This window comes from Kaistella pullorum (assembly GCF_014837035.1).
GTDB lineage: Bacteria > Bacteroidota > Bacteroidia > Flavobacteriales > Weeksellaceae > Kaistella > Kaistella rhinocerotis.
In genome coordinates, this window is the sequence record NZ_JACSPS010000001.1 from 136155 (window position 1) to 160330 (window position 24176).

The following is a 24176-nucleotide window of genomic DNA, read 5'->3' on the forward strand; positions in this document are numbered from 1 at the left end:
GTTTTAGCGTTTTTTAACATTATTGACAATAAGTTCTTCATGAAACAAACTTTACTTCTTTGCATGCTGATGTTTTCAGCATTTCTATCTTCACAGATCAAATTCGAAAACGGATATTACATCAACAATGCTGGTGAAAAAACAGAAGTCCTGATACGGGATCTTGATTGGATTGCCAATCCGGTTTCATTCCAATACAAACTATCCGAAGCAGATGAAGTGAAAACCGCCACCATCAAGGACGTGCAGGAATTCAAAGCCTACAATGGTGATAAATATGTACGCGCCAACGTACAAATCGACCGTGCGAGCCAACGGTTAAGCGATTTGACATACAAAGCTGAACCTGATTATAAGCGTGAAACGGTTTTTCTGAAAGAACTGGTAGCCGGAAAGGCGCGTCTTTTCAAATACAGCGACGGCGGCATCAACCGCTATTTTTACCAGATGAATGACGGCGAAATCACTGTGCTGATTTACAAACCGTATTTGGTTTCCAATGACCAGGTGGCATACAATATGGATTTCCAGAAACAGCTCAAAGAAAGTTTTACATGCAAAACCGACACGCAGAGTAGTTTTGCAAATCTCCGGCATGAGGAAAAAGCCCTGGTGAACTTATTTTTAGCACAAAACCGCTGCCTGGACCCGGACTTTGTAGAGGCTGAAAAAACCAAAACCAAACAGTTCAATGTGAATATCCGGCCAAGAGTTAATTTCAGTTCATTCACAGCACAAAACGCTGGTTATAACGTTGACACAGATTTTGGCAGCCAGACGACTTTTGGTCTGGGTCTCGAGCTTGAATACATTCTTCCATTTGGAAAGAGTAGATGGGCCATTGTTGCGGAACCCAATTACCGCTATTACAAAAGCAGTTTAACGCAGTTCAGAAACGATAGTTACATTTTCACTCCGATAGACTCCACAGTAGATTACAAAACCATCGAGTTGCCATTCGGCATTCGGTATTATCTGCATCTGTCTCCCAAATCTAAGCTATTTGTCAATGCACTGTATGTATTTGATATCCCGGTTGGTGCTGATGCATCGATCACCAGCGGCACCTCTTTATTACTGTCAACCGATTTCGAGGGAGGAGTGGAGCCCGCGGCAGGATTCGGCTTAGGCTACAGTTTCAACAATAAATTTGGCGCGGAGTTCAGGGTTTTCACAGACAGGTCGTTTTTCCCAGAAAACAGAGGTTACACGAGTAATTTTAAAAACACTTCGTTCATCCTGAGCTATAATCTCTTTTAGGTAATAATTTAATGTATGAATGTATAAATACTCGGGTGGCTAAGTAATTGGCTGCCCGAACACTTTTTTGAATGCCGCCATAAAAACTTTAATCACGGCGAAAAAGTGGATGCACAGAGACCACTAAGCGAGGCTAAACATCGGTTGCAATTTGACCACAGAGAAACACTGGACTCACAGAGGACATGCAGGATTTGCGAATTTAAGGGTGTTGAAAAATGACTTAGGAGATTTTTGCGTTAAAAAATTATCAATGAGTTTCGTTAAAAAATTTCCTTTGTCTGAGTGGCGGCAAGCCATTTCAATCGAAGAAAACCAATTGTCTCCGCCCGAGTTTAGGAAATTTTAGAAACTCATTGATAATTTTAGCAAAAAGATCCAAGTCTTGTCCGCCGCGGCGGATTGTTCTTTTGCATCAAGGCAAAAGAACTAAACCCCCGCGCAAACCCGCGTCTTCAGCTCCCCCAAAAAAAATTAAAAAACATTTTTTTAAAAAAGATGTAACAAAAGCGCGAACTTCACTGTCTTACCTATAAACTAAGCTATGACTCATGCAATCTTTAAGGATACGGTATTCTGTCTCAAGGATGAGATGTACCGTTTTGCGAAAAGATTTGTGATGAGCAGCGATGAGGCTGAAGATGTGGTGCAGGACCTCATGATGAAGTTCTGGCAGAAAAAAGAAGAGTTGGCCACCTTCGGAAACATCAAATCTTATGCAATGCGTTCGGTGAAGAATGAGTGCCTGAACAGATTAAAGCATCACGACGTGAAAATGGGTTTTGCAGATTTTCAGCTTCACAGAAGCGAGCTTTATCAGATGGAAACCAATAATATGAAAGAGCATATTCTCGGTTTCATCAGGCAGTTGCCCGAAAAGCAGAAAGCCGTCATTCACCTCAGAGATGTAGAAGAATACGACATTTCAGAGATAGCGGAAACGCTGGACATGGAAGAAAACGCAGTAAGGGTCAACCTGATGCGTGCGAGACAGAAAATTAAGGAACAGATCACCCAATTGATGAATTATGAAAACCGACAAATCTCAGGATAAGTACACCGAAATCTTTCAGGAGCTCAGGGAAGAGAAGATGAACTGGGATTTCGAAGACTTCCTGGCGGAAGCTGAAAAAGAGGAAACACCGGTCATTAAGATCTCCGAAAAGAAAAGCGCGTCTTTTCCGAAGTTTTACTGGCTCGCGGCAAGTGTTGTACTGCTTGCCTCGTTGGGATTTTTCCTTAAATTTTCAAATGAAACCGGAATTGATGAACAGGACCAGTTGGTAAAGACTGAAATCATTAAACAGAAAGAAATAGTAAACCCTGAAATCGGGTACGCCGCCCTTCAGCAGAATGATTCCATAAAAACCGACAGCATTAAAGCCGAAACTCCGGTGACCACAGATGCCGAAATAATGGATAAAATACTGCCCAAAAGAGGCCGGATCAAACGGAACACGCGCCCTGTCTATGTACAGAACAGCGCGCCTGAAAAATCTGCAGAGAAAAATACCGAAACAGTGCCGGATTACAACAGCAGTTATGTAATCATCAACGGGCAGCGGATTGAGGATGAGCAGGAAGCCATCGATGTGGCCAAATATTCCTTCCGCATCCTGTCCGAGAATGTTTCGAAAACCGTCGCACAGACCGATGTGCTGGGCGACTACAGCGACTATTAACGTTACAATCAACGGCTCAGTTCATTTAATAACAGAATCAAGCCTTAAAAAATTAAAATATCATGAAAAAGCTACTCTTTATATTCGCCCTTTTCTTTTCTTTATTAAATGTAAATGCGCAGAAAGAAAAACTCGACCAGTTATTCGAAAAATACCAGGAAACAGAAGGCGTAACTTCGATAAAGATCGCCAAACCGATGTTCAGCATGCTGAATAAACTCAACATCAATGATTCGGAACTCGATCAGATCAAACCGATCTTAAGCAAGATCAACGGCATTAAAATTCTGATCGTAGAAAAACCTGAGGCTGCTGCGACACCCGGTTCTGAAACGAAAATGACGCCGCTGAGCTTTAAGAATTTACAGTCGGATATCGCTGCCTCGATCAAAAACATGAAATACGAGGAACTGATCACAGTGAACAGCAAAGACAACCAAATCAAGTTCCTGTCCACCGATGCGAGCAACGGAATCCTCGACGACCTGCTTTTAAACATCAGTTCCGGCGACAACACCGTACTGATGATGCTCGATGGAAAGATTTCAATGGATGACGTGAATAAAATGGTGTCGGAAGCCCAAAATGCAGGTTCCAAATCCAGTGCAGCGCCTGAAAAATCAGCTGCAGCTTCAGCTACACAGGTTCGCAACGTCGGAAAATTCACTGGGATCAATGCCTCAAGTGGCGTGAAAGTGAATTTCACGCAGGGTAATAACCAAAGCGTAACCGTTGATGCCGACGCTGACCTGCAACAATACGTGGTGACCGAAGTGAAAAACGGCATCCTGCACATCGGTATCGACAACCGCAACAACCGGAAACTCAACTTTAAGAAACTGCTCGTCACCGTGGAAGCGCCAAGGCTGAGCAGTGTGGCCGCAAGTTCCGGCGCGACGTTCATGACCGTAAATACCGTGCGGGAAGACAGTTTTGAAGCCGAAGTATCCTCGGGCGCCAACCTGAACTCAGACGTCATCGCCCGGAAATCGGGCGTGCTGAAACTTACCTCGGGGGCCAGCGCAAGATTGGGCATCGACACTGAAAACTTTACCTTCAGCGGCACCAGCGGATCCAGCGCAACCGTTACAGGCAAAGCCAACACGGCCAATTTTGACCTGACAAGCGCGGCGAGCTGCAACGCACAGGACCTGATTACTTCTTCAGCGGCAGTGACGGCTTCATCCGGCTCAAGCCTGAAAGTGCACACGACCGGTTCACTGCGTGGCGAGGCGGGTTCAGGAGCGTCTGTCCGCTACAAAGGCGCACCAAAAGCAGTTTCGGATATCAAAACATCAAGCGGCGGCAGCATCCGTGCCATGTAGCCGATGGCTCCCTGCTACCTGCCTCCCGCCTCCTGCCTCCTGCCTCCTGCCTAACTCATTAACGCCTACATCATGAAAAAACTATCTCTCCTATTCCTGAGCTTTACGCTTCTCATCCTGCAGTCATGCATCGTCTCCAGTTCCCCGAAAATGGGCTTTTTCGACAATCCCTACCATGATTACAGCGACGCGAAATTTACCAGCGTGAATGTACCGATGTTCTTGGCCAAACCCATGGTAAAGAAAGCCCTGCGCGAAGAACCCGACAGTGAAGCACTCATCGCCCTGGTGAAAAAAATATCAGATATAAAAGTGATGACCGTGGAAAACGGAAATCCGCAGATGCTTGGTGACCTCACGAAATACCTTACCAGGAACAATTTCACCGAATGGATGACCGTAAAGAAGGAGACCGAAACCATCGATTTCCGCGCGAAACAGAACGGTGACACCATCCGCAAGTTACTGATCACGGTGAAATCAGGTAACGAACTGGTTTTCGTAGATGTATCGGGCAGATTCACCGCGGATGACATTTCGGAAATCATTAATTATTCCCAGAAAAAGGACGTCAAAAAACTGGTTTCAAACTAAACGTTTAAGTACAGTTACACCAAATTGCGTCCATTCCCGCTCGCCGCGGCGGCTTTTCAGTTGGATCTCTCCTACAGGCCGACTTAAAAAGTTTGACCAGCGTTTTCAAAAAAGGCACCCTGTTTGCATAAGCACCTGAAAATGACGGTTATGAAAAGCAAAGTGCTCATCCTCGATAATAAAATTTACTCACTTTCCGGGATCTCAAATTTCCTGAAACAGAAAAAATACGAAATCGTAAAACCCAGTGAAACCGAAAGCGCCTTCAATATCTGTTCGAGTGCGGACCTGAAGGCGGTGATCGTGGACCTGCGGTTATTCGGTGCGAAATCTAATGTTTTCCTGCAGAACCTGAAAGACAATGTGCTGCCGGAAGATGTGAAACTGATTACTATCTCTGATACCATCTCGCCGCGACAGGTTTTTGATGACTTAAGGATGTGTTGAGAGTTGGAGTGATTGAGTTTTTGAGTATTTGAATTTTCAAATTTTCAAATTTTTCAAATTACCTCATTTTTACATTTTCAAAATTCAAAGTTAGCTTCCACGCAATTTTGTTTAATTTAAATATATCAAGCCATGGGAATTAAGCCAGGACCAAAAAAGATTGCCGAATCTACCGGCAAACCGGACAGACGTCAGCGCGACAATAAGGAAGCGCCAAAGAACGATCTGACCTTAAAACCGCATAAGCACAAAAAAGGCGACTGACCTGCGGCTGCTTTTTAGCGCATGAACATGACGTGAACCGGTGAGATCCCTCCTTCGTCGGGACGACAACCAATACAGTCGGGATGACAACCGAACTTTTGTTAAACTTTAGATCATTCCTGGTGGAAGGGAGTTCTGTCATTCAGAACGGAGCGTAGCGGAGTGAAGAATCTCAGCGTAGTGAAGAAATCAGCGAAGCGGTTCGACGCAGTCAATCTCAGTAAAGCGGTTCGATGGACTCAATCTCATAAAACCTGCAGATCGGTCCGTACCAGATCGCTCCCCCGCTCCCGCACGATTGCATCCTGTGGCTCCCGATTGATACCATACAACCGATGTCGCGGATTTGTAATATTCCCGATGTCGCGGATTTGTAATATTTCCACACATTTTGTACTTCGAATTATGCCCGCCGTTGCCGCTGATCACGCTGATTGTCAGAGCGCGGTGTCATCCCGACGAAGGAGGGATCTCTTCTGCACATCTTCAAATTCTCAAATTACCACATTTTCAAATTTTCAAATTCTTATCCGGCCCCGTGTCATCGCGATCCGCCGCGGCGGAGACGGGATCTCTTTTTTGCGCAGCAAAAGTTCACATTCACGCATTCACCAATTCTCAAATTCTCAAATTACCCTTGTCATCCCGACGTCAGGAGGGATCTCTTTTGCGCAGCAAAAGCTCACGTTCAGGCATTCACCAATTTTCAAATTTTCAAATTTTTCAAATTTTTCAAATTACCTCATTAAGGAAAGATTACCCTGGTGCGCTCCGCAGTTGTCTTAATAAGAAAATCGGTAAATTGCGGCGCAAAATCAGAGCCTGCGCCCTATGAATCAAGACAAGCAAACCACGTATCAGATCTCTTCCAAACAGTCGGTTTTCGACCTTAACCTGCGTGAGGTCTGGCAGTACCGCGACCTGCTGCTGATGCTCGTCAAGCGTGATTTCATTACCTTTTACAAACAGACCATCCTGGGCCCGCTCTGGTTTGTGGTACAGCCACTGCTAACCACCGCGATCTACGTGGTACTGTTCGGCAACATCGCGAAACTGTCCACCGACGGCACGCCACAGATTTTATTCTACCTATCGGGCATCACCATTTGGAACTACTTTTCGGAGAGCCTTACCAAAACCTCCACCGTCTTTACCGCCAATGCCGGAATGTTTGGCAAGGTTTATTTTCCGCGGCTGATCATGCCGCTGTCTATCGTCGCTTCTTCGCTCATGAAGTTCGCCGTGCAGTTTGGCATCTTCGTCCTGATCCTGCTGTACTATGTTTTTTTCACCAAAACCATCACCCCGAATGCGTGGGTACTGATTACGCCGTTTTTAGTGCTGCTGATGGCGATGTTTGCGCTGGGTGTCGGCATGATATTTTCGTCGCTGACCACCAAGTATAAAGATCTCAGTTTCCTGCTTTCATTTGGGGTGCAGCTTTTCATGTACATCACGCCGGTCGTCTATCCGGTGTCGGCCTTACCGGAAAAATACCGTTTTTTGCTCTATTTTAATCCGCTCTCCCCTATTTTTGAATGTTTCCGCTACGCCTTTCTGGGCTCGGGCAGTTTTGACCTGTTCAACCTGCTGTGGAGCGCAGGGTTCATTGTCGTCATTTTGGTGACCGGCACGGTGATCTTCAATAAGGTGGAGAAGAACTTTATGGATACGGTGTAATTTGAGAATTTGATGATTTGAGAATTTGAGAATGAGGTGATTTGAGAATGTGTCAATTTGAAAATTTGAGAATGTAGGGATCTGAAAATGTGGTGTGAGATTATTTGGAGTGGTGAACTGTGGTCTTCCTGATTCGCCGCGGCGGAGAAGGGACCTCGTCGGCAACGCAAACGCACCTATCACCCATAACTTACTGTTCATGGCGCCAGCCGCTCATACTCTTCCCTCAGCGCTTCCCACACCTTTTGCTGGCTGTATTTCTCTTCGATTTCGGCGCGCAGGTTTTTCGTCAGTACACTGCGCAGATTGCTGTCGCGCACGATCTCATTCATCGCGGCAAGCAGTGAGTTTTCATCCTTGACCGGAATTACGAGGCCATTCTGCCGGTTGTGTACGATTTCGTTGCTGCCGTTGATATCGGTTACAATGGCAGGGAGTTCCATCGCACCGGCCTGTAAGACGACGTTGGGGAAACCTTCACGGTAACTTGGGAATACAAACGCGTCGCTGATGGCCATATAGGGCCGTACATCATCCTGAAAACCGGTGGTAATGATATTCGGGTTCTTTTCGATCAGCGCCATCGTTTCCTTACGCAGCGGATTCAGATGCTGTTCCAGCGGTCCGACAAGGATTAACTTAGGTCGGATGTGCAGGCGCGGTTCGGCTTGAGAGGACAGGGCATCGTCCGGTTCAGATCCTTCTCCCGTGAGCGCCGGATCAGCAGTCAGCAGCTTTTCGAGCGCCCAGAAAGCTTTCACAAGTTCCCGAATTCCTTTGTCGCGCACCAGCCGGCCCACAAACAGAAAAACGAAATCCCCGGGTTTGATCTGAAGGGAATCGCGGAGCGTCTGTTTGGCTTCCGCGGTCACCGAGTCGGGTGAAAAATGGAGGGTATCGATGCCGTTAACGTTGCCGTTCGCGAGTACTTTAAGCGGTTTGGCTGTAACACGGAAGTTCTGCAGCTGATCTTTCACGCCCTGCCCTTCCGGGTAGATATGTGTAGCGTGCCAGCAGAGGACGCGGTCCATAGAAAGCAGTAAGTGGCGCATCGGACCCCGGCGGTAAGGAAAAATCAAGCCGGTAAATGTATGGATCCGTATGGGGACGCCGGCCCACTTTCCGGCGATCATGGAGAGCAGACCTGCTTTCGGGGTAATCGAATGGATAATGTCGGGTTTTTCCTTTTTAAAGTAGCGGTAAAGCCGGATCAGCGAAACAAAGTCCCTGAAGATTGAAATTTTACGTTCAATACTGATCTCATGTATTTTTACACCCTCGCGCTCCGCGACTTTATCCAAATCGAAGCCGGCGCCGGAAACGGCGGTAATATCACTGAAAGTCGCCAGAAACCGGAGCTGCCCGTTAAGCAGGATATTAAGGGACAACGGAATTGTGGCAATGCGGAAGATTTTCGTCATGTTTGGAGTGCGCGCAGCACTTTGGCAAAATTAGGAAATTTAGTTTGTTTATTTAACTGTTTAAAATAATGGGTGATGCGTGTTGGATGTTGGGTGATGGGTGATGGATGATGGATGATGGATGTAGGATTTTGGATTATGGATTATGGATTTTGGATTTTGAATTTTGGAGGTTGGGTTGGATATTGGATGTTGGAGGTTGAGGTTGGGTGATGAGTGTTGGATAACGGGTGATGGGTTCGTTAGTGCGGCTGTCTTCCCGACGCAGGAGGGATCTTTGATTTAGAGCTTCTTCACTTCGCTCCTGAACTTCGTTCGCAGACCTTCAGTCTGTGTTCTGAAACCGCAGCTTCGGCGTAGCCAATGATAAGGCTCCGTTTTATGAAGGCTGCCATCCTGACGGAGGAGGAATCTCTTTCTGAGAGTAATATAGGATTGTAAAGACTAGTCTAGACGAACGGTGAGATTGACTGCGTCGAACCACTACGGTGAGATTCTTCACTTCGCTTCGCTACATTCTGAAACCGTAGGTTCGGCGCAGCCAATGACAAAACTCCATACCACCAGGTAGCATATGAAAACTAACAAAAGTCCGCTTGCCAACCCTACGCAGGAGGTATCTCTAATTCGACAATACGTAGATATAACTTTACGTCCCTGCAGAGGAAGGAACAGTGTGTACTGTGATCTGCAGCAAATTTGCGGAAGGCATGGGCTTATCGGCAAATGCTTAAAGCTCTGTCGAGTTGAGCGTTTTTCGGTTTTTGTACAGAATCACCATCCACAGTGCAATTCCAAATGGAATTGCCAAAAGGGTTAACATTTTCTTTGGCGACTCAGCCAGGAAACTCGGGTTTTTTGAAAGCAGACTGCTGGACACATAGTGCACAGCCTCTACAAATCTGCGCTTCCGTGACTTTGAAAGCAGCATACCCTGCTTTCTGATGAATGCAAATCCTTTGGGATTGTTATGATACTGCCGGAACATGTTCATTGAAGAACCGCCGGGCTGATAATCGACCAATACCAGGATTTCGTTCAGGGTCACGAGTTCGTAATCCTGATCCGCCAGCAGGTACTTATATCCCAGACCGACGTATTTCTCACCTTCGAAAAGCGGATAAGGCGGGTACTGCTGCATCACTTCGGTACGGTAGACGAGTTTTTTGTCGCCCCGTCCCCCGCGCAGATAGAAATTTTCAAGGGTCGTGGTGTGGGTTGTAAAGGCGGTACCCAGCAGATTGCCATGCAGATCTGCATCGAGTCCTACCAGTCCGACATAAAGATGTTTGTCCGTGACAGCGGACCATTTTTCGAGGATAAGCTGCACCGCATTATGCGGCATGAGGTCATCAGAATCAATGCAGGTGTTGAGTTCGGTCGTTATGTTCGCGTAGGCGGTATTGTGCGCGCCGTGCATGCCCTGGTTTTCCTGACGGATGTATTCTATCTCTACCCGATTTTCAGCCTTAAAACCCGCTACCACTTCTACTGTATTATCCACTGATCCGTCATCGATAATCAGCCACACAAAATCTTTGGAAGTCTGGTTTTTCAGGCTTTCATAGAGCCGCGGCAGCAGATGCGCGCGGTTGTAGGCGGGGGTAAAGATGGTTAGCGTTTGCAAGGTTGAGGTTGAGGTTGAGGTTCAGGTTGAGGTTAAGGTTAAGGTTAAGGTTAAGGTTGAGTGCTTTAGCTTCGCTGAAGAGGTCTTTCTCCGCCGTGGCAGATCAGGATGACAGGTAAGAGATCAGGTATGGTTTTCAAGCAGTTCAAGGTATTTATTTTGAAGTTGGATGGCGTTCTCTTTTATATCATAGCCTTTCACTTTAATGATTTCGGAGACGTCTTTGCGTTCTGAAAAATCCAGTGCGGCAATTTTTTCGGCCCAGTTGGAGGCGCTTTCACCAAGGGAAACTATGGTGACATTTTGATTGACCAACACGGCTTCAGACGGAATACCGTCGGAGATCACACAGTGGATACCAGATGCCTGGGCTTCAACAAGTGAAACGGGTAAACCTTCATATAACGATGGGAACAAAAACACATCCATGGCCTGGAGCAGACTCGGGATATCGTTTCGGCTTCCCAAAAGTGTCACGTGGTTTTCAAGCCCAAGCGTTTTGATCTGCGCCGTGATTTCAGGCAGCAGTTCACCCTCCCCGACAAGATAAAGGTGGAAATCGGGCTGTAAATGACGGAGCGCCGATACAATTTCAAGCAGAAACCGGTGATTTTTCTGTTTGTTGAACCTTCCGACATGGATAAGATTTAGCTGGTTCCCCTTTCCAAGGTTGTTCAGCACGCGCTCTGCAGTGGCAGGCTGGTATTTAAACTGTTCAGTATCTATGGCGTTGGGCATCAAAAAAGCACGTGAAGCGAGTTTTTTTCCAAACAGCCACTGCGCAGACTCTTTCCCACAGGTAAATGCATGGGTGATGCTGGCGCGCATCCGGCGTTTCCAGTATTCGCGGAAAATAAATTTAAGGTCATAATCGCGCAGGGCGGGTGCATTATGGGCATGGGCAATGATGACGGGGATGCCGCGTTTTTTGGCCTCTTCATAAATATAAACACCGAGTTCGGAATTCTGTCCGTGGATGATGTCATAGCCTGTATGTTCAGCAAAGAACTTCTTAACGGCTCCTTTATATGCATGTATTTTCAGCGGATGAATAGCTGGCAGGCGAAAGATCTGACCGCCGAGCTGACGGATTTCCGCTTCATAAGCGCCTTCTTCTGCGCGGTGCACCAGAAAATCAAAGTGAACTGCAGAACGGTCCAGGTGGCGGTAATAGTTCATGATATTGGTTTCCGCGCCGCCGCGGTTGAGAATGGTGAAAACCTGAAGGACTCGGATTGGTTTCATGTCGTACTTTTTCGGTTGGCCCATTTGTAAATCAGATCTGCCATGAGGGTCACTGCAACTGCGTTTCGTTGAGCGGCAAAATAATAAAATATTTTCCATACCATCGGTACATGCTTAAATTGGAAGTTTCCGAATGCACTAATGTAAAGCGGATGTTTCAAAATTTGGCTGATAACCTGCGTCTTTTCCGTAAAAGATTTTCTGCTGTTCATTTCATTAAAAGCCAGATTTAACGTGGTCACAGCGATCCGGTTTTGCAACGCAGTGTAATACTCCGCCGACTTGTGATGTTGTTCAATGAACTCGCGAATCCATTCAAATTTATACAGCCATCTCTGGTACAGGTCGGGTTTATAGGAAGTGGTATAGGTCGCCTGCGGGGCCTTGCGGTAGTGATAATAAGGTTTATTAATAATCCGCACCGTGGAAGCGTTCTCCAGAACTTCGAGATTAAAAATGCCGTCTTCCCAGGTTCCAAAGTCTTTAAGGTCCCTGAAGCGTAAATCGGTGAGCAGCTCTCTTTTGTACAGTTTGCCCCAGCAGGTCATGAGGGCATCAAAAGAGGTGATGTCTTTCAGTTCAGGTCCGACCAGACCAACGATTCTTCTCTGGACATACAGGGCTGGAAAATTACCGCTCAGACCCAGATCTTTTGTGAGTTGCGTACTCCCGAAATTGCGGTAATAGGAGAAAAAGATGACATCACCACCATTGTCCCCCAGCACTTTTTCAAAGGTATCGGTTTCGAGCCAGTCATCAGCATCCACAAAGGCGATATAGTTTCCTGATGCAATCTTTAATCCCGCATTTCGCGCGGCTGCAATACCGGCGTTTTTCTGGGTAATGAGCTGCAGACGTGAATCTTTCTCAGCATTTTCTTTTAATATTTGTAGCGTCGAATCTGTGGAGCCGTCATCGATGCAGATGATCTCCAGGGCAATATAGGTCTGGCACAGAATACTGTCCAGACACTGCTCAATATAGGGTTCCGCGTTGTAACATGGAATGATGATGGATATCTTATATGCAAACTCCATGATAGTGACTTATTAAAAAATTTATGTTAGGTCCATTGAATCAATTTACTAAGCGAATTTATCTGCTAATTAAAAATAGAAGACAATAGCCGTTTCAACTTATATAGTAATTTAATCTTTTTGTATTCTGCAATAATCTCCATGTACATACCGTCAATATCTCCTTTCGCTAATGCTAATTCAAAGCCCTGTAACTCTTGTGAGGCATAATAATTCTTTAAATCAACAAATTCCTCTGTAGCAATAACTTCTGCAATCTGCCTCTTGTGTACAACTGAAGGTTCATCACCCTTAAATTTAAGTAACATTTCTATAAAAGTCTTAAGGTAATTTTTTAATTCAATCCGAGAAAATTTGTTTAAAGCGTCATTATGATACCTGACCGCAAACTCTTGTTTTTGTTTATACATTCTAAGTTGCGAAGGAATTAACTGACTATTGAACTTTGAAGTCATTCCTCCATACCTATAATTATAAACCAGATCGGGTACTAAAACCGTTTTTTTACTTTCAGGAAAAACCTGGATATTGAACATTAAATCTTCGCCAAAATTATAACCATGTGTATTGATTGTACTGCGATTAATGAGTATTCTTCTGTAAAGTTTACCGCACATAGAAACCGGGAAGATATTGACTCCAAAAAAATTGACATAATAGTTCCGCATGAAACTATCATAATCTAATATTAGGGGCTGCATGCAGAACTTTTTGCCCACCGTTTTAACCAAGCCAAAACGGTCTAACACTCTAGTATGATGACCTACAACAATATCTGCTTCAGTTTTATTTGCATGTTGGAGTAAAATTCGCAATGCGTTGCGGGGAAGCCAATCGTCTGAATCCATAAAACATAGAAAAGTTCCAATTGCACTATTAATACCTGTAAGTCGTGCTGCTTCTACTCCTTCGTTTTTCTTTTTGTCAATGATGGTAAAACGTTTGTCGTGAGCAGCAAATTTTTTAATTATTTTAATGCTGTCATCCGTCGAGGCATCATTAACAATAATAATTTCGATTTCGTCAATTTTTTGCTCGATTACACTTTGTAAACATTTTTTTAAATACTTACCCGTATTATAAACGGGAATGATAATAGATATTTGCGGTTCCATATGATTAGATTGTTAATTCAGATAGGAAGAGTGGATCTAAGGAATCAGTAGATGTGCGTGCCCTTGGGTTGCAATTCCGTGAATAGTTCTTCCCACTGATTAATTACGTTATCTGAATAAAATCGATAACTATTTTTTTTTGCATTGCTGCCAATCAGTTTTCTCAATTCTTCATTCTCTATAAGTTGACATATTTTCTTGGAAACTCAGTAATATTACCAACTGGTATAATATTTTGATTACGATTTTTAAATTAAAATGAGCAATTTATTTTAATCTTTATAAGCCTTTGAAAAACATTAAATAAGTAAACAGATAATAAACTGCTATTACAACACCTATTACCCGGTATTGATTTGGAAACAGTTTATAGCGCAACAAAGGGTAGGCAATCACCGCCGCCATCAGAAACCAAGACAAATAAGCGAAACGGTTGGAGAAATTGGCACGGATGACTAAGATCCAGAAGGCATTTGCGATCATGTAGGTTCCCCAGAGGTGAATGTAGAATTTATCGGTGATGTTCTTTTTAAAAATGAAATACCAGCCTGCAAATACCGCAAATGAGGAATAAAACAGGAAATCCCAACGGAAACCGCTGTAGGCAAAAACATCATTGTTCACATTGCCCTTGGTGAGGTAAGTTTCTGCCCTGGTATCACCGCCAAAACCAATGCCGCCAAACAGGTTTTCCCAGAAACCACCGCCAATCAGTGAAAGCGGGATGGCCGCGAGCCAGATATAATAATAGAGTTTAGGGTTTTTATACACACCGGCCACCACAAAGCCGGCTATCGGGATAATCAGTGAATTGTGGATCCCGACTGACAGTGCCATCAGCGCGTACATGAAGTACTTCCTGTCATAAAAGCACAGGGCCAGGATGAAAAGCGAAGTTCCTATGCCGTTGCGGATCCCGTTGGTACCGAAGGGCCAGAACATTAAGGAGCCTATAAAGATAAAAAAGATGTAGTACCAGTAGGAGCCGCAGTATTTTCGGGAAAAAATGTAACACGGAACCGTATAGAGCAAAGCACAGAGAAAGAAAAAGGAGCGGTCATTCATGATCTTCGCGCAGAAAATCATGAAATAGTTGAAGATGAGGTCACCTTTTACGTCTGCTTTCTCACCGCCCGTCAGCAGTTTATAGGATTTCGAGTAGGTCAGCATATCGCCGAATACCCAACTTACCGGCCGTGTACCCATATAGAGGATAATAAACACCAGCAGAAAAAAACCCATACCGCGCGCAAAGTTTTTGGTTCCCGCGTTGAATAACTCCGCACTATAGCCGTGAAGCCACGTGATCAACATCATGAAAAGCATCACGTGGTAGTAGATGCCGGTGTAGCTGCTTGTGGGGATCCAGTCGAACAATGGGTGAGGTTGAGGTTGAGGTTAAGGTTGAGGTTGAGGTAGAGGGTTGCGCTCTGCGATAACTTGCGCAAAAAGCGTGCGCCACTGCTGCATTACTTTATCAATCGCAAACCGCTGCACGTTTTCGCGGCCTTTGGCACCCATTTTCTGTCTTAAATTTTCGTCGGTCATCAGCTGTTCTAATTTTTGTGTAAAAATATCCAAATTCTTATAAGGCACAACAATGCCGTCTTCGCCATCAGTGATGATATGTCTCGGACCTGTCGGCGCGTCACACGAAATAACAGGTAAGCCGACCGAGAGTGCTTCCAGAAGGACCATTGGGAAGCATTCGGTCTCGGAGGTCATGGCGTAAATGCTGTAATTCTGCATTTCATGTTGAAGGCTCGGAGTGACTCCCATAAAGCGGATGTTTTTTTCCAGACCTAAACCGTCTATCTGCTCCTGTAATTTTCCGCGCGTTCCGACATAATCTTCGCCCCAGATATGCAACTCCCAGTCGGGAAACCGCGCATTCAGCCTGGAAAAAGCTTCGATAAGATCGGCGAAGTTTTTTACAGGTGAGATCCGACCTGCCGCAAGCATCTTCCTATTTTCAAGGCCTGCACGGACTTCTGTGATTTCCGCCGGATTGGGAATCACAGAAATGTGGTCTGAATGATAAAACGGCACCTCATCCGGGTTCAGGACCACGAGTTGCGTGTATTTTTTCTCAATCCATGTGGAAAGTTTATCCAACATTCTCGCTTTACCGCTGGAGGGTGACTGAAAACTAAAATAACGCGAAGCATGAAACTCTTTGATGACCGGCGTCTTGCTGCACACAAACGGCAGGAAATAGAAATCCGGCCCGAAGCTGCAGCTGACGATCACCTCGGGCTGCATTTCTTTAATAATCTGCACGAGTACCCAAATGTGGGCCGGCATTTTCAAAAGGTTAATTGGACTGAAGTAACTTTTGTTAATTTCATAATTCACGTGAAGATCCAGCAGCCTGATTTTAGGACTTAATGAATAGACAGGTGCCTGGCCCTGCTGTCGGTAAGTCAGCACGGTCACGTCATCGCCAGCGATATCCGCCAGATAATTGACCTTCTCCGTCAGCACTTTTTCGATGCCGCCATGAAGGTACAGCTGGTCGGTGAGGTAGAGGATTTTCATAGATGCACAAAAGTAATGAATGACAGGGAATAATGCGCTTTCAATGAGCAGTTTGTGAGTTGTACGAGAGCGCTTCCAGCGGGGCAAAAATCACCGAGTAGCTTTTTTACACTATGAACCCTGCGTTTGTCACTCCGGAGGAGTCTTTTGCATGAACAGCACTGCATTGAGACGCTTCCAGCGTGACAAAGCGCAGCGGTTAAAATGCGGTACAGGTGAACATCCCGTTTGTCACTCCGGAGGAGTCTCCCGCAAGAAAACTCATTGCCAAGACCCTCTAACATCACAGTAAACTTCCTAGTACTTGCTGTCTTTGAGCCACGGAAATGAAGTCACTTACTTACAAGGCTCCTAAAAAGCTCATCCCACTGTTTTACAATTTTTTCAGGCATATACTTTTTCGCGGTTTCCCTGCCGGCAGTGCCAAATTCCTGACGCAATTCTTCGCTGCTCATCAGTTCCTGCAGCCGCGCTGCAAACATTTCAATGTGTCCGTTTTCAACCAAAAAGCCATCATGTCCATCCGTAATGATGTCACCCGGGCCGTGAGGACAGTCGAAACTCACTACCGGCAAACCGCAGCTCATCGCCTCAATAATGACCATGCCAAAGCCTTCTGACCGCGAAGGTAAAACGAAGATGGAGGAGTCCACATATTTTTCCTGAATATCAGGTGCGGGTGCGAAGAAATGAACATTCTTCAGGTTAAGTTTTTCGGCCTTCGCAAATAAATTGTCGTGCGTTAACTTCCCGTAGATATTGAGTTCCCAATCCGGAAACTCCGGCTCAATCTTCGTCCATATTTGCAACAAAAGATCATAGCCTTTATTAAAACTGTAACTACCCACAGCGATTACGCGTTTATTTTGAAGCGTAGAAAGCTTATCTGTTTGAAAGGGCAGCGGATTAGGAATGACTTCCAGTTGCGGCAATGTCCATTCATTTTTATTCCGTTCGCTCAGCAATACAACTCTCGCGAAACCTCTGCCGAGGTACTGTTTGAGTACATGCTGAAACTTCTTTTGAAATGGCACACCTTCGCCGCGGTCGCCGAGCTGCACCGATGCGTGGCTTTCATGGATCCACTTTGCGCGAGTCCTAATCATCGCGGGCAGCAAAAAGCCTTTTAATGCGTCATCACATACGGAAATAATGTCGGGTTGTAACTCCAGGACTTTTTTTTGAATACCCTCTAAATAGCGGGACAGATAACGAACTGGATTACCTGAAACCTCAACGGAATGCAGGCGTACTTTTTCGGAAAAAGAAAAAAAGGAATTTTTCCCTTCTTCATTTAAACTGATTATATCTACCTCGTACCCAAGATGATCGGCAAGCCAAGAGGCTTTCACGGACAGCACCCTTTCGAGTCCGCCTGCGCCGGTGATACCGTTGGTGATGTAGAGAAGTTTCATGAGGATAAGGACGAGGTTAGGTTAAGGGTGACACTTCGGGCAGCTCAGTGCATTGCTTGAGATTTAGGGGTAAATAAAAGTTCGACAAGTGGTATTTCTATGAATTTTATAAGATAGGATGAGATCAGACTGCACAAAATCAGCAAACCAAAAATGGGCAGTACATACGTAGGACTGTAAATAAAAGCGGGGAAGTAGATCATATAAAAAAACATGTGTACCAACCATATATTGGTCGCGTGCGGGGTGAAAAAATCGATTATCTTACTTAGGGATTCGGACAAATGCAGCTGTAAAAATAAAAAGATAAATCCAAGCCCGGTAAAAGGGGCGATAATAAAATTAGGAACAGCCGCGTGGAACATGATCAAAATGGCAATCCCGGCAAGTGCTGCGATGTTTTTAAACTTAACCCGTTGAAATAAGCTCCTTATTTTTTGATGCCAGTTAAACTTCAGGGCAAATGCACCCAGCATAAACTGAAAAAGCGTACAGAAATACAGGGCAGATTGCCGGTGAACCCACTTTGCAATACCGTTTTCAAAAATATCATTTCGGTAAACCCTCAGATAGAAAGCGGCTGCATATACTAGCAACAGAGCAAGCAGGAACACATACGGGTTCATGCGCTCCAACAGATTAAACCAAAAGCTGGAAGTAAACGCAAATAGAATATAGACCGTCAGAAACCACCAGGCACCATTATAGGAGGGATCTAATGCTGTAAGATTAAGCAACAGCTTTAGCAGTGAGCCCGGATATCCTTCTTTACCTATAAAGATACCGAGACCTACCGCAAACAGAATGACGATGATCCAGAGATTTAAATACAGTTTTTTGAGCCTTGTCTGATGATTCTTTTTATACCTATTTCTATTCTGGAGGAATTTGAAATACAGGCCATAACCACTTACAAACGCAAAAATCGGGACGCAGGCGTCACAAAAAAGGGAGATGTAATAGCTAAGGGGAATGTTTCCTATAAAAATCCAAGGTTCAAAGAGGCCAGTATAGTCGCGGTTAAAAAGATGCAGAAAAAGCATCATCAGGATCGCTATGCTTTTAAGCTGATTGGATTTTTGGAGAGTGATCATCAGATAGCCCGCTAAATGTTTATTGAACTTAACGTTCTTAATACCAAAAGTTTGTTGGTGATGTAGAGGAGTTTCATTTTAACGCAAGAGTTGTTCTATTTGCTGAATCGAAACCTCATGATCTCTATTTTCTTTTTTCCGAAGATTATTCGAAAGCGATAGTCGAAAGCTTTTATCCAAAATCAATCTTTCTACTTTCGAGGCAATATCTGCAGCATTCATTTTCGCAATAAGTCCTGTCTTTTCATCTTCCAAAATGTCAAAAGCGGTGGGAAAATTAGTGCACACAATAGGTTTGTTCAAGTATGATGCTTCTACAACCGTTAATCCTAAGCCTTCAAACAAAGAAGTCTGCACGTAAATATTACAACCTTCCATATAGGGGTAAGGGTTTGAATCCGCTCCTAAAAGAAAAAAAGAATCGTGCAGTTTATTCTTCATTATTAGCTGTTGTAAATTTTTACGCTCCGAACCCTCCCCGATGACATACCATTTTATTGGATATTTTTTTTCCTTTAGCCAGGCACACGACTCCACTGCTAAAAACAACCCTTTTTGTTTCTCTAATCTGCATACTGTCACGATATTGATGGCTTTATGATCAAAGTTTACTTTTAACTGACTTAACGCCTTTTTCCTAACCACATTGATATCGGTAATATCCTTTATAACCTCTACAGGAAAACTTTCTCCTATATTACTTAATTCTTGAGTAATGCCTTTCTTAACATCCTCTGAAACAGCGATGACTTTGTTATACCTATTATAAAATGAAAAATCAAATTTCATATTGTACCCCGCCTTTTTATAATCAATATTAACCCAGGAATATTTGCTTTGAGCTTTTACTTTGTCAGCGATAAAATAAGTAGAAAACCCTTGGCTGTAAGCAATTGCAATATCATACTGCTTATCTATCATCGTAAAATCATTCTTAAAAACTTTCCAGAAGAATTGGGAAGAATGAAGTTCCCCGATATTTATTTTTTTCAAAATATAAAATTTTAATCTTTTTAAGAAGGAAGCTTTCAACCTTTTTAATACGATGACATTGATGTGAGATGGAATTTCATTCAAGAATGCACCGGGTGTAAGCAGCATCAAGTCAACAGAAAAGTCCTGAAACTTACAAGTATTTAGAAGAGTAGCAAGACTTTTTTCGGCACCACCAACTTCAAGGGATTCTATGAAAAACAGTATCTTCTTCGGCATTAGCTCAATAATTTGACGAGATCCTGATGCAAATTGTAAGAACGATGTAACGTGCTTTCTGCAAATTTTTTCTGTAAGGAAAGGTTCAGTAGTAGTTTTTTGACAGCTTGATACAATCCATCACTTGAAATCTCCGTAATAATACCGGTTTCATTTTGATTGACTAAATCTTTTGCACTCGCAAAATCAGTAACCACAATGGGTTTGTTAAAAACCTGTGCTTCTGCTACCGTAAGACCAAACCCCTCATGCAAAGAAGTTTGAACATAGATGTTACAATCCTGCATATATCGGTACGGATTTTCGTTTTCACCTAAAAAGAATAGGTGATCACTTACTCCCAACACATCTGCTTCTTTCTGCACTATGTTCCTTTGCAAACCGTCCCCAATAAGATACCACCGAAAATGAAGATTATCAGCTTTTAGTTTTGACACGGCTTCAGGAATTAAATGTTGTCCTTTTTCTTTTGTGAATCTAGCCACTGTCAGGATACGGACTCCATCAAACCAGTCATCAAAAGTTTCTCCCGCAGCCGCTTGCTGTTTCAATTCTTTTACAGGGATAATGTTATGAAAGACAATGGTTTTGTTCTTTAGTTCGGGAAAATGCTTAAGAAATATATCTTTGGCACTTTGTGATACGCAGCAAATTTGGTTGAAAGCGGGATAATATTTTTTGCCGAAATTAAAATTGGTAACTACTTTTTCAATATCAAAGTGTATCCATTGTATTTTTTTTATCGCATTTACCTTTTCATGAATAAAATAGGTGATAAAGTCTGAAGGACCAGCAAATGCGACTGCGATATCATACGAACCATAATGAGGATCGTTTTTCAAAACTGCGTCGTAATTGTGATGCCAGTCACCGGTAACTTTGATCTTCAGGTAAAGCAGCACAAAGCGTATTGCGTTGCCAATTTGAAAGTTTTTCAGGAAAGCGCCAATAGTATATAGAGGTGGATTTTCAATTATAGGTTTAATGTCCGAAAAATTATGCAGATACTGCACGTCTACGAAAGAAGGAATCTTGTTTTCAAGTACACCTCCTTTTTCGAGCAACAGCAAGGTGACGCTTACTTGGTAATGCCTCAAAGCTTCAAGCAGTGAAAGCAGTGCCTTTTCGGTACCACCGAGGTTCATTTTGTGGGAAATTAAAAGGAGTGATTTAATGTCTAAAATGGTTTTTTATTTATGATATATTATTTAATTATATATATAATTCCTCAATACATATTTAATTAAAAAGAAAGTTTAAATTTTGAATGTCTAAAACGTTTTCTGATATTTATAAAATAAGAAGATAAACGCACTGGTAATTTTCTTATTAAAAAGGTCAAGATACCACTGTATGGCAGCGTGTTAAGTTCCTTCCGAATTATTTTACGAACCTTCTTATTCCTGTCATAATTTGGATAATAACTCAGGTTACAGAAAGTATTAGCTAAATCTGATTTGTAAATACCGCCAACCATTACCTTAATGTTGTTTTTAAATCTTGAAGTGGTCACAAAATCATATTGGTATTTTGAGGCCACAATTACATTAATGTTTTTTTCTGAAAAATCAGAACGCATTATACTACTATTTTCATCACAATAAAAATATAGTTTCTCGCTCGTCTTTACAATTTTATTTATCCGGTCTAAAATATCATAAAGAAAGAAAACATCTTCATAAATAAATCCTACTTTAAATTTTTTGTTTTCCAAGATTTCCTTTTTATATAATCTTCGCCAAACAGCGTATTCACTTTTTTCTATGACATTTAACAACCAAGATTCCTTATCAACAGTGTATATCTTATTTGAAGTCATCTTTGCGATTTTGGTTGACGTGTGATAAACACCACACTCCGAAATATCCGCATTTTCAAATCTGAGATTATTCAAGAGGATCTCCAACATTTGTGGAGAAATGTAATCATCACTGTCGACAAAACTTATATAATCTCCGGTCGCTAAAGCTAGTCCAGCATTTCTTGCAGAACTTGAACCTCCATTGCTTTTATTAATTACTACAATCCTTTCATCTACTATAGCAAACTCTTGACAGATTATAAGACTGCCGTCTGTTGAGCCGTCATTAATAAGGATTACTTCAATATTTGAGTATGTTTGATTAAGAATAGACTGTAAACATCTCACAAGATATTTTTCTACGTTATAAACCGGGACAATTACTGAGATTGTTTCTTGATACGCCACTACAGAAAATTTTACAAAATTCGAACAAACATCTTCTGTAAGTCCTGTACCCTTTTTTTCGTTACGGTAACATACACGTCTCCTTCGCCAGCAAAGAATAATATATCGTCTCCGTTCTTGACTACCGACGAAATATATCTGATTCCGGGGCGTCTACCTCTTGCTCCCATTCCATTGAATATAGGCTCCTTGGTCATCAATACCGGTAATAAAGATTTTTTATCAATTAGTATTGCCCAATGATAATAGCAACGGCCAGTGAGCTTATTGTTTATTTGGTGTATAATTACCAACCAGAATTTATCATCGAAATTAATCGGATTTGTACTAAATGATACTAGGGTGCCGAAGCCACCAGGATCGGTTAACTGCTTAGATAATGTTTTATTAATAACCGTTTCGAAACTAAAAGTATCTCTGTCTTTTAAAATTAAAACTTTAAAAGGATTTATTGAATAGAATAGCAGAAGATTTGATTGATGTTCGGCGTAAATCCAATTCTTTTCAACAGCGCGGCGAGGAAAATCAACTTGTGGCACCGCAAGTATCGTGACAGAATTTTCCGACAAACTAAGTACCGATATTGCGGAGGACACCGATTTTAAATGAACGGTTTGTCCTTCGTGCAATTTACTAATTAAAGTATGGTTTATCATTATTTTATCACCCCAGCGGAACAACCTAAGATCTTCTATTGCAAAATCATCAGCATCAATATGTGTGATTACGTTCTTAATTACAACAGATTGTGCCGATTCAAGTGAGTTTGTGTTTAATATAAATACAACAGGACTTCCTTGTAAATAATATTTACTATTGGCTCTTACCGCATTAAACCAAGGTATTTTTTGAGATTTGGCAAGAAGGATAATATTCTGCTGATCTAATTTTAGAGCTCCAGGGTTATAAAGTCCTCCTGCAAACGATAATGTCCCTGGCTTCGCAATAACATTCGATTTTCTTCTGTGCCTTATGTACGGAATAAATCTGGTTACAAGGGCTATTACAGGTATGTATAGATCATAGAACAGGTTCAACAGTAGTAAGCCTACTTTCTTTACCGTAGGCCATTTATTTATTTGCAACCTAATTTGATATATTATAAAACTCACCCTTTTACCACACTATTATTTCGTTACAATATATCTTTAAATTTTAAATAAACCTAGCTTTCTAAATACTTTAAACACAATAGATTTATTATAGCCATTAAGTTCTATCTGCAAAGCCTTTTGCTTTTGACTTGATAGAGAAAAGTGCAAATAGAGATCCTCAATATTTACATTTCTTCTTCTTGCAGCATCTATGATAACAACCCAATACCAGAAATAGGCTTTGTCCGCGTTTAAATTCAATGATATACTATTTGAGTGCGCCCTATAGTAATACAAAGGTTGGTTCAATAGCATTGCTGGACCTGCTTCATAAAGTTTCAAAACTAAATCACGGTCTACCGCGCGTAGAAGATAGGAACTAATGCCTTCTGTCCTACAATAAAAGTGAGATTTGTAAGAAAGAAATGCAAAGAGATAACCGTCAAAATCAAAAAAATCAGATACATAATTTTCAACTTGTATTGTATCTCGTTCGAACTGAATCCGCAGATTTTCATCACACCAAAAAGGTTTGGAATAAATCATCGAAGCTTCGGGATATTTTTGATGTTCGGTCACCATCAGCTTGAGTGCATCTACGGTAATCGCATCATCCGGATCCAGAAAGCCGCATATTTCTCCTGCCGCAAGTTCGGCAAGTCGTCGTTTGGTGAACCCGCAACCTTTGTTCTTATCATTAACCTCCAACTTAAAACGCGGGTCAGCAGCAATCATGTTTTTCATTACCGCGACAGAGTCGTCAGTAGAGCCATCATCCACAATGACCACCTCCCAGTTATCGTAGGTTTGCGCGATAATGCTGTCATAGCAATCCCTAAAGTATTTGCCGTTGTTGTACTGTGCGATTAAAATGGAGAAAAGAGGGGACTGCTGCATTATTCTTAACAATTAAGCTT

General features: G+C 42.8%; 22 protein-coding genes. 8 read left to right on the plus strand and 14 right to left on the minus strand.

Annotated features, from left to right (window positions below):
• Positions 1 to 39 precede the first annotated feature (39 nt).
• The 8 genes from H9628_RS00685 to H9628_RS00715 all read left to right on the plus strand — a co-directional run bounded on the left by H9628_RS00685 (position 40) and on the right by H9628_RS00715 (position 7252).
• Entirely contained in the window at positions 40 to 1260 is a 1221-nt protein-coding gene (locus H9628_RS00685; RefSeq protein WP_251832194.1) for a PorT family protein, read from the plus strand.
• 544 nt (positions 1261 to 1804) lie between these two features.
• Positions 1805 to 2314 (plus strand): RNA polymerase sigma factor, encoded by a 510-nt coding sequence (locus tag H9628_RS00690; protein ID WP_251832195.1) that lies wholly within the window; start codon positions 1805 to 1807, stop codon positions 2312 to 2314.
• A complete protein-coding gene (locus H9628_RS00695; RefSeq protein WP_251832196.1) occupies positions 2289 to 2942 on the plus strand; it encodes a hypothetical protein in 654 nt (217 codons plus the stop codon). Before H9628_RS00690 ends, H9628_RS00695 begins: the two co-directional genes overlap by 26 nt.
• Before the next feature lie 62 nt (positions 2943 to 3004).
• Positions 3005 to 4267, plus strand: a complete 1263-nt coding sequence (locus tag H9628_RS00700; RefSeq protein WP_251832197.1) for a DUF4252 domain-containing protein — start codon at positions 3005 to 3007, stop codon at positions 4265 to 4267.
• Between the two features lie 72 nt (positions 4268 to 4339).
• On the plus strand, positions 4340 to 4861 hold the full coding sequence (locus tag H9628_RS00705; protein ID WP_251832198.1) for a DUF4252 domain-containing protein: 522 nt from the start codon (positions 4340 to 4342) through the stop codon (positions 4859 to 4861).
• Between the two features lie 150 nt (positions 4862 to 5011).
• Entirely contained in the window at positions 5012 to 5308 is a 297-nt protein-coding gene (locus H9628_RS00710) for a hypothetical protein (RefSeq protein WP_251832199.1), read from the plus strand.
• Between the two features lie 132 nt (positions 5309 to 5440).
• Positions 5441 to 5572, plus strand: coding sequence for a hypothetical protein (locus H9628_RS11925; protein ID WP_262891773.1), 132 nt, complete (start codon positions 5441 to 5443; stop codon positions 5570 to 5572).
• A gap of 831 nt (positions 5573 to 6403) precedes the next feature.
• Positions 6404 to 7252: an ABC transporter permease gene (locus H9628_RS00715; RefSeq protein WP_251832200.1), complete on the plus strand. Its 849-nt coding sequence runs from the start codon at positions 6404 to 6406 to the stop codon at positions 7250 to 7252.
• A gap of 197 nt (positions 7253 to 7449) precedes the next feature.
• Here H9628_RS00715 and H9628_RS00720 read toward each other — a convergent pair whose 3' ends face one another.
• The 14 genes from H9628_RS00720 to H9628_RS00785 form a co-directional block, all read right to left on the minus strand.
• A complete protein-coding gene (locus tag H9628_RS00720; RefSeq protein WP_251832201.1) occupies positions 7450 to 8673 on the minus strand; it encodes a glycosyltransferase family 4 protein in 1224 nt (407 codons plus the stop codon).
• A 730-nt stretch (positions 8674 to 9403) separates the two neighbouring features.
• On the minus strand, positions 9404 to 10300 hold the full coding sequence (locus H9628_RS00725) for a glycosyltransferase family A protein (protein ID WP_251832202.1): 897 nt from the start codon (positions 10298 to 10300) through the stop codon (positions 9404 to 9406).
• 123 nt (positions 10301 to 10423) lie between these two features.
• Positions 10424 to 11545, minus strand: coding sequence for a glycosyltransferase family 1 protein (locus H9628_RS00730; RefSeq protein ID WP_251832203.1), 1122 nt, complete (start codon positions 11543 to 11545; stop codon positions 10424 to 10426).
• Positions 11542 to 12582 carry a glycosyltransferase family 2 protein gene (locus H9628_RS00735; protein ID WP_251832204.1) on the minus strand — a complete coding sequence of 347 codons (1041 nt, stop codon included), beginning with the start codon at positions 12580 to 12582 and terminating at the stop codon, positions 11542 to 11544. Before H9628_RS00735 ends, H9628_RS00730 begins: the two co-directional genes overlap by 4 nt.
• 65 nt (positions 12583 to 12647) lie before the next feature.
• Positions 12648 to 13697, minus strand: a complete 1050-nt coding sequence (locus H9628_RS00740; protein ID WP_251832205.1) for a glycosyltransferase family 2 protein — start codon at positions 13695 to 13697, stop codon at positions 12648 to 12650.
• Positions 13698 to 13976: 279 nt separating this feature from the next.
• Positions 13977 to 15074 (minus strand): EpsG family protein, encoded by a 1098-nt coding sequence (locus H9628_RS00745; RefSeq protein WP_251832206.1) that lies wholly within the window; start codon positions 15072 to 15074, stop codon positions 13977 to 13979.
• A gap of 21 nt (positions 15075 to 15095) precedes the next feature.
• Positions 15096 to 16235, minus strand: a complete 1140-nt coding sequence (locus H9628_RS00750) for a glycosyltransferase family 4 protein (RefSeq protein WP_251832207.1) — start codon at positions 16233 to 16235, stop codon at positions 15096 to 15098.
• A gap of 332 nt (positions 16236 to 16567) precedes the next feature.
• Entirely contained in the window at positions 16568 to 17650 is a 1083-nt protein-coding gene (locus H9628_RS00755; RefSeq protein WP_251832208.1) for a glycosyltransferase family 4 protein, read from the minus strand.
• A gap of 44 nt (positions 17651 to 17694) precedes the next feature.
• Positions 17695 to 18744 (minus strand): acyltransferase, encoded by a 1050-nt coding sequence (locus tag H9628_RS00760; protein ID WP_262891774.1) that lies wholly within the window; start codon positions 18742 to 18744, stop codon positions 17695 to 17697.
• Between the two features lie 78 nt (positions 18745 to 18822).
• Positions 18823 to 19956 (minus strand): glycosyltransferase, encoded by a 1134-nt coding sequence (locus H9628_RS00765; protein WP_251832210.1) that lies wholly within the window; start codon positions 19954 to 19956, stop codon positions 18823 to 18825.
• On the minus strand, positions 19956 to 21020 hold the full coding sequence (locus H9628_RS00770) for a glycosyltransferase (RefSeq protein WP_251832211.1): 1065 nt from the start codon (positions 21018 to 21020) through the stop codon (positions 19956 to 19958). Before H9628_RS00770 ends, H9628_RS00765 begins: the two co-directional genes overlap by 1 nt.
• Positions 21021 to 21199: 179 nt before the next feature.
• The gene (locus H9628_RS00775; RefSeq protein WP_251832212.1) at positions 21200 to 22165 is read right to left on the minus strand and encodes a glycosyltransferase family 2 protein; all 966 of its coding nucleotides are present in this window, start codon (positions 22163 to 22165) and stop codon (positions 21200 to 21202) included.
• Positions 22166 to 22176: 11 nt separating this feature from the next.
• Complete coding sequence (locus H9628_RS00780) at positions 22177 to 23250, minus strand: hypothetical protein (RefSeq protein WP_251832213.1); 1074 nt, start codon at positions 23248 to 23250, stop codon at positions 22177 to 22179.
• A 63-nt stretch (positions 23251 to 23313) separates the two neighbouring features.
• Positions 23314 to 24168, minus strand: a complete 855-nt coding sequence (locus tag H9628_RS00785) for a glycosyltransferase (RefSeq protein ID WP_251832214.1) — start codon at positions 24166 to 24168, stop codon at positions 23314 to 23316.
• Between the last annotated feature and the right edge of the window lie 8 nt (positions 24169 to 24176).

Excerpts from the sequence above, each read along its gene's own strand:
- H9628_RS00685 (WP_251832194.1), top strand. The coding sequence starts at position 40 with ATGAAACAAACTTTACTTCTTTGCATGCTGATGTTTTCAGCATTTCTA.
- H9628_RS00690 (WP_251832195.1), top strand. The coding sequence starts at position 1,805 with ATGACTCATGCAATCTTTAAGGATACGGTATTCTGTCTCAAGGATGAG.
- H9628_RS00695 (WP_251832196.1), top strand. The coding sequence starts at position 2,289 with ATGAAAACCGACAAATCTCAGGATAAGTACACCGAAATCTTTCAGGAG.
- H9628_RS00700 (WP_251832197.1), top strand. The coding sequence starts at position 3,005 with ATGAAAAAGCTACTCTTTATATTCGCCCTTTTCTTTTCTTTATTAAAT.
- H9628_RS00705 (WP_251832198.1), top strand. The coding sequence starts at position 4,340 with ATGAAAAAACTATCTCTCCTATTCCTGAGCTTTACGCTTCTCATCCTG.
- H9628_RS00710 (WP_251832199.1), top strand. The coding sequence starts at position 5,012 with ATGAAAAGCAAAGTGCTCATCCTCGATAATAAAATTTACTCACTTTCC.
- H9628_RS11925 (WP_262891773.1), top strand. The coding sequence starts at position 5,441 with ATGGGAATTAAGCCAGGACCAAAAAAGATTGCCGAATCTACCGGCAAA.
- H9628_RS00715 (WP_251832200.1), top strand. The coding sequence starts at position 6,404 with ATGAATCAAGACAAGCAAACCACGTATCAGATCTCTTCCAAACAGTCG.
- H9628_RS00720 (WP_251832201.1), bottom strand. The coding sequence starts at position 8,673 with ATGACGAAAATCTTCCGCATTGCCACAATTCCGTTGTCCCTTAATATC.
- H9628_RS00730 (WP_251832203.1), bottom strand. The coding sequence starts at position 11,545 with ATGAAACCAATCCGAGTCCTTCAGGTTTTCACCATTCTCAACCGCGGC.
- H9628_RS00735 (WP_251832204.1), bottom strand. The coding sequence starts at position 12,582 with ATGGAGTTTGCATATAAGATATCCATCATCATTCCATGTTACAACGCG.
- H9628_RS00740 (WP_251832205.1), bottom strand. The coding sequence starts at position 13,697 with ATGGAACCGCAAATATCTATTATCATTCCCGTTTATAATACGGGTAAG.
- H9628_RS00750 (WP_251832207.1), bottom strand. The coding sequence starts at position 16,235 with ATGAAAATCCTCTACCTCACCGACCAGCTGTACCTTCATGGCGGCATC.
- H9628_RS00755 (WP_251832208.1), bottom strand. The coding sequence starts at position 17,650 with ATGAAACTTCTCTACATCACCAACGGTATCACCGGCGCAGGCGGACTC.
- H9628_RS00760 (WP_262891774.1), bottom strand. The coding sequence starts at position 18,744 with ATGATCACTCTCCAAAAATCCAATCAGCTTAAAAGCATAGCGATCCTG.
- H9628_RS00765 (WP_251832210.1), bottom strand. The coding sequence starts at position 19,956 with ATGCCGAAGAAGATACTGTTTTTCATAGAATCCCTTGAAGTTGGTGGT.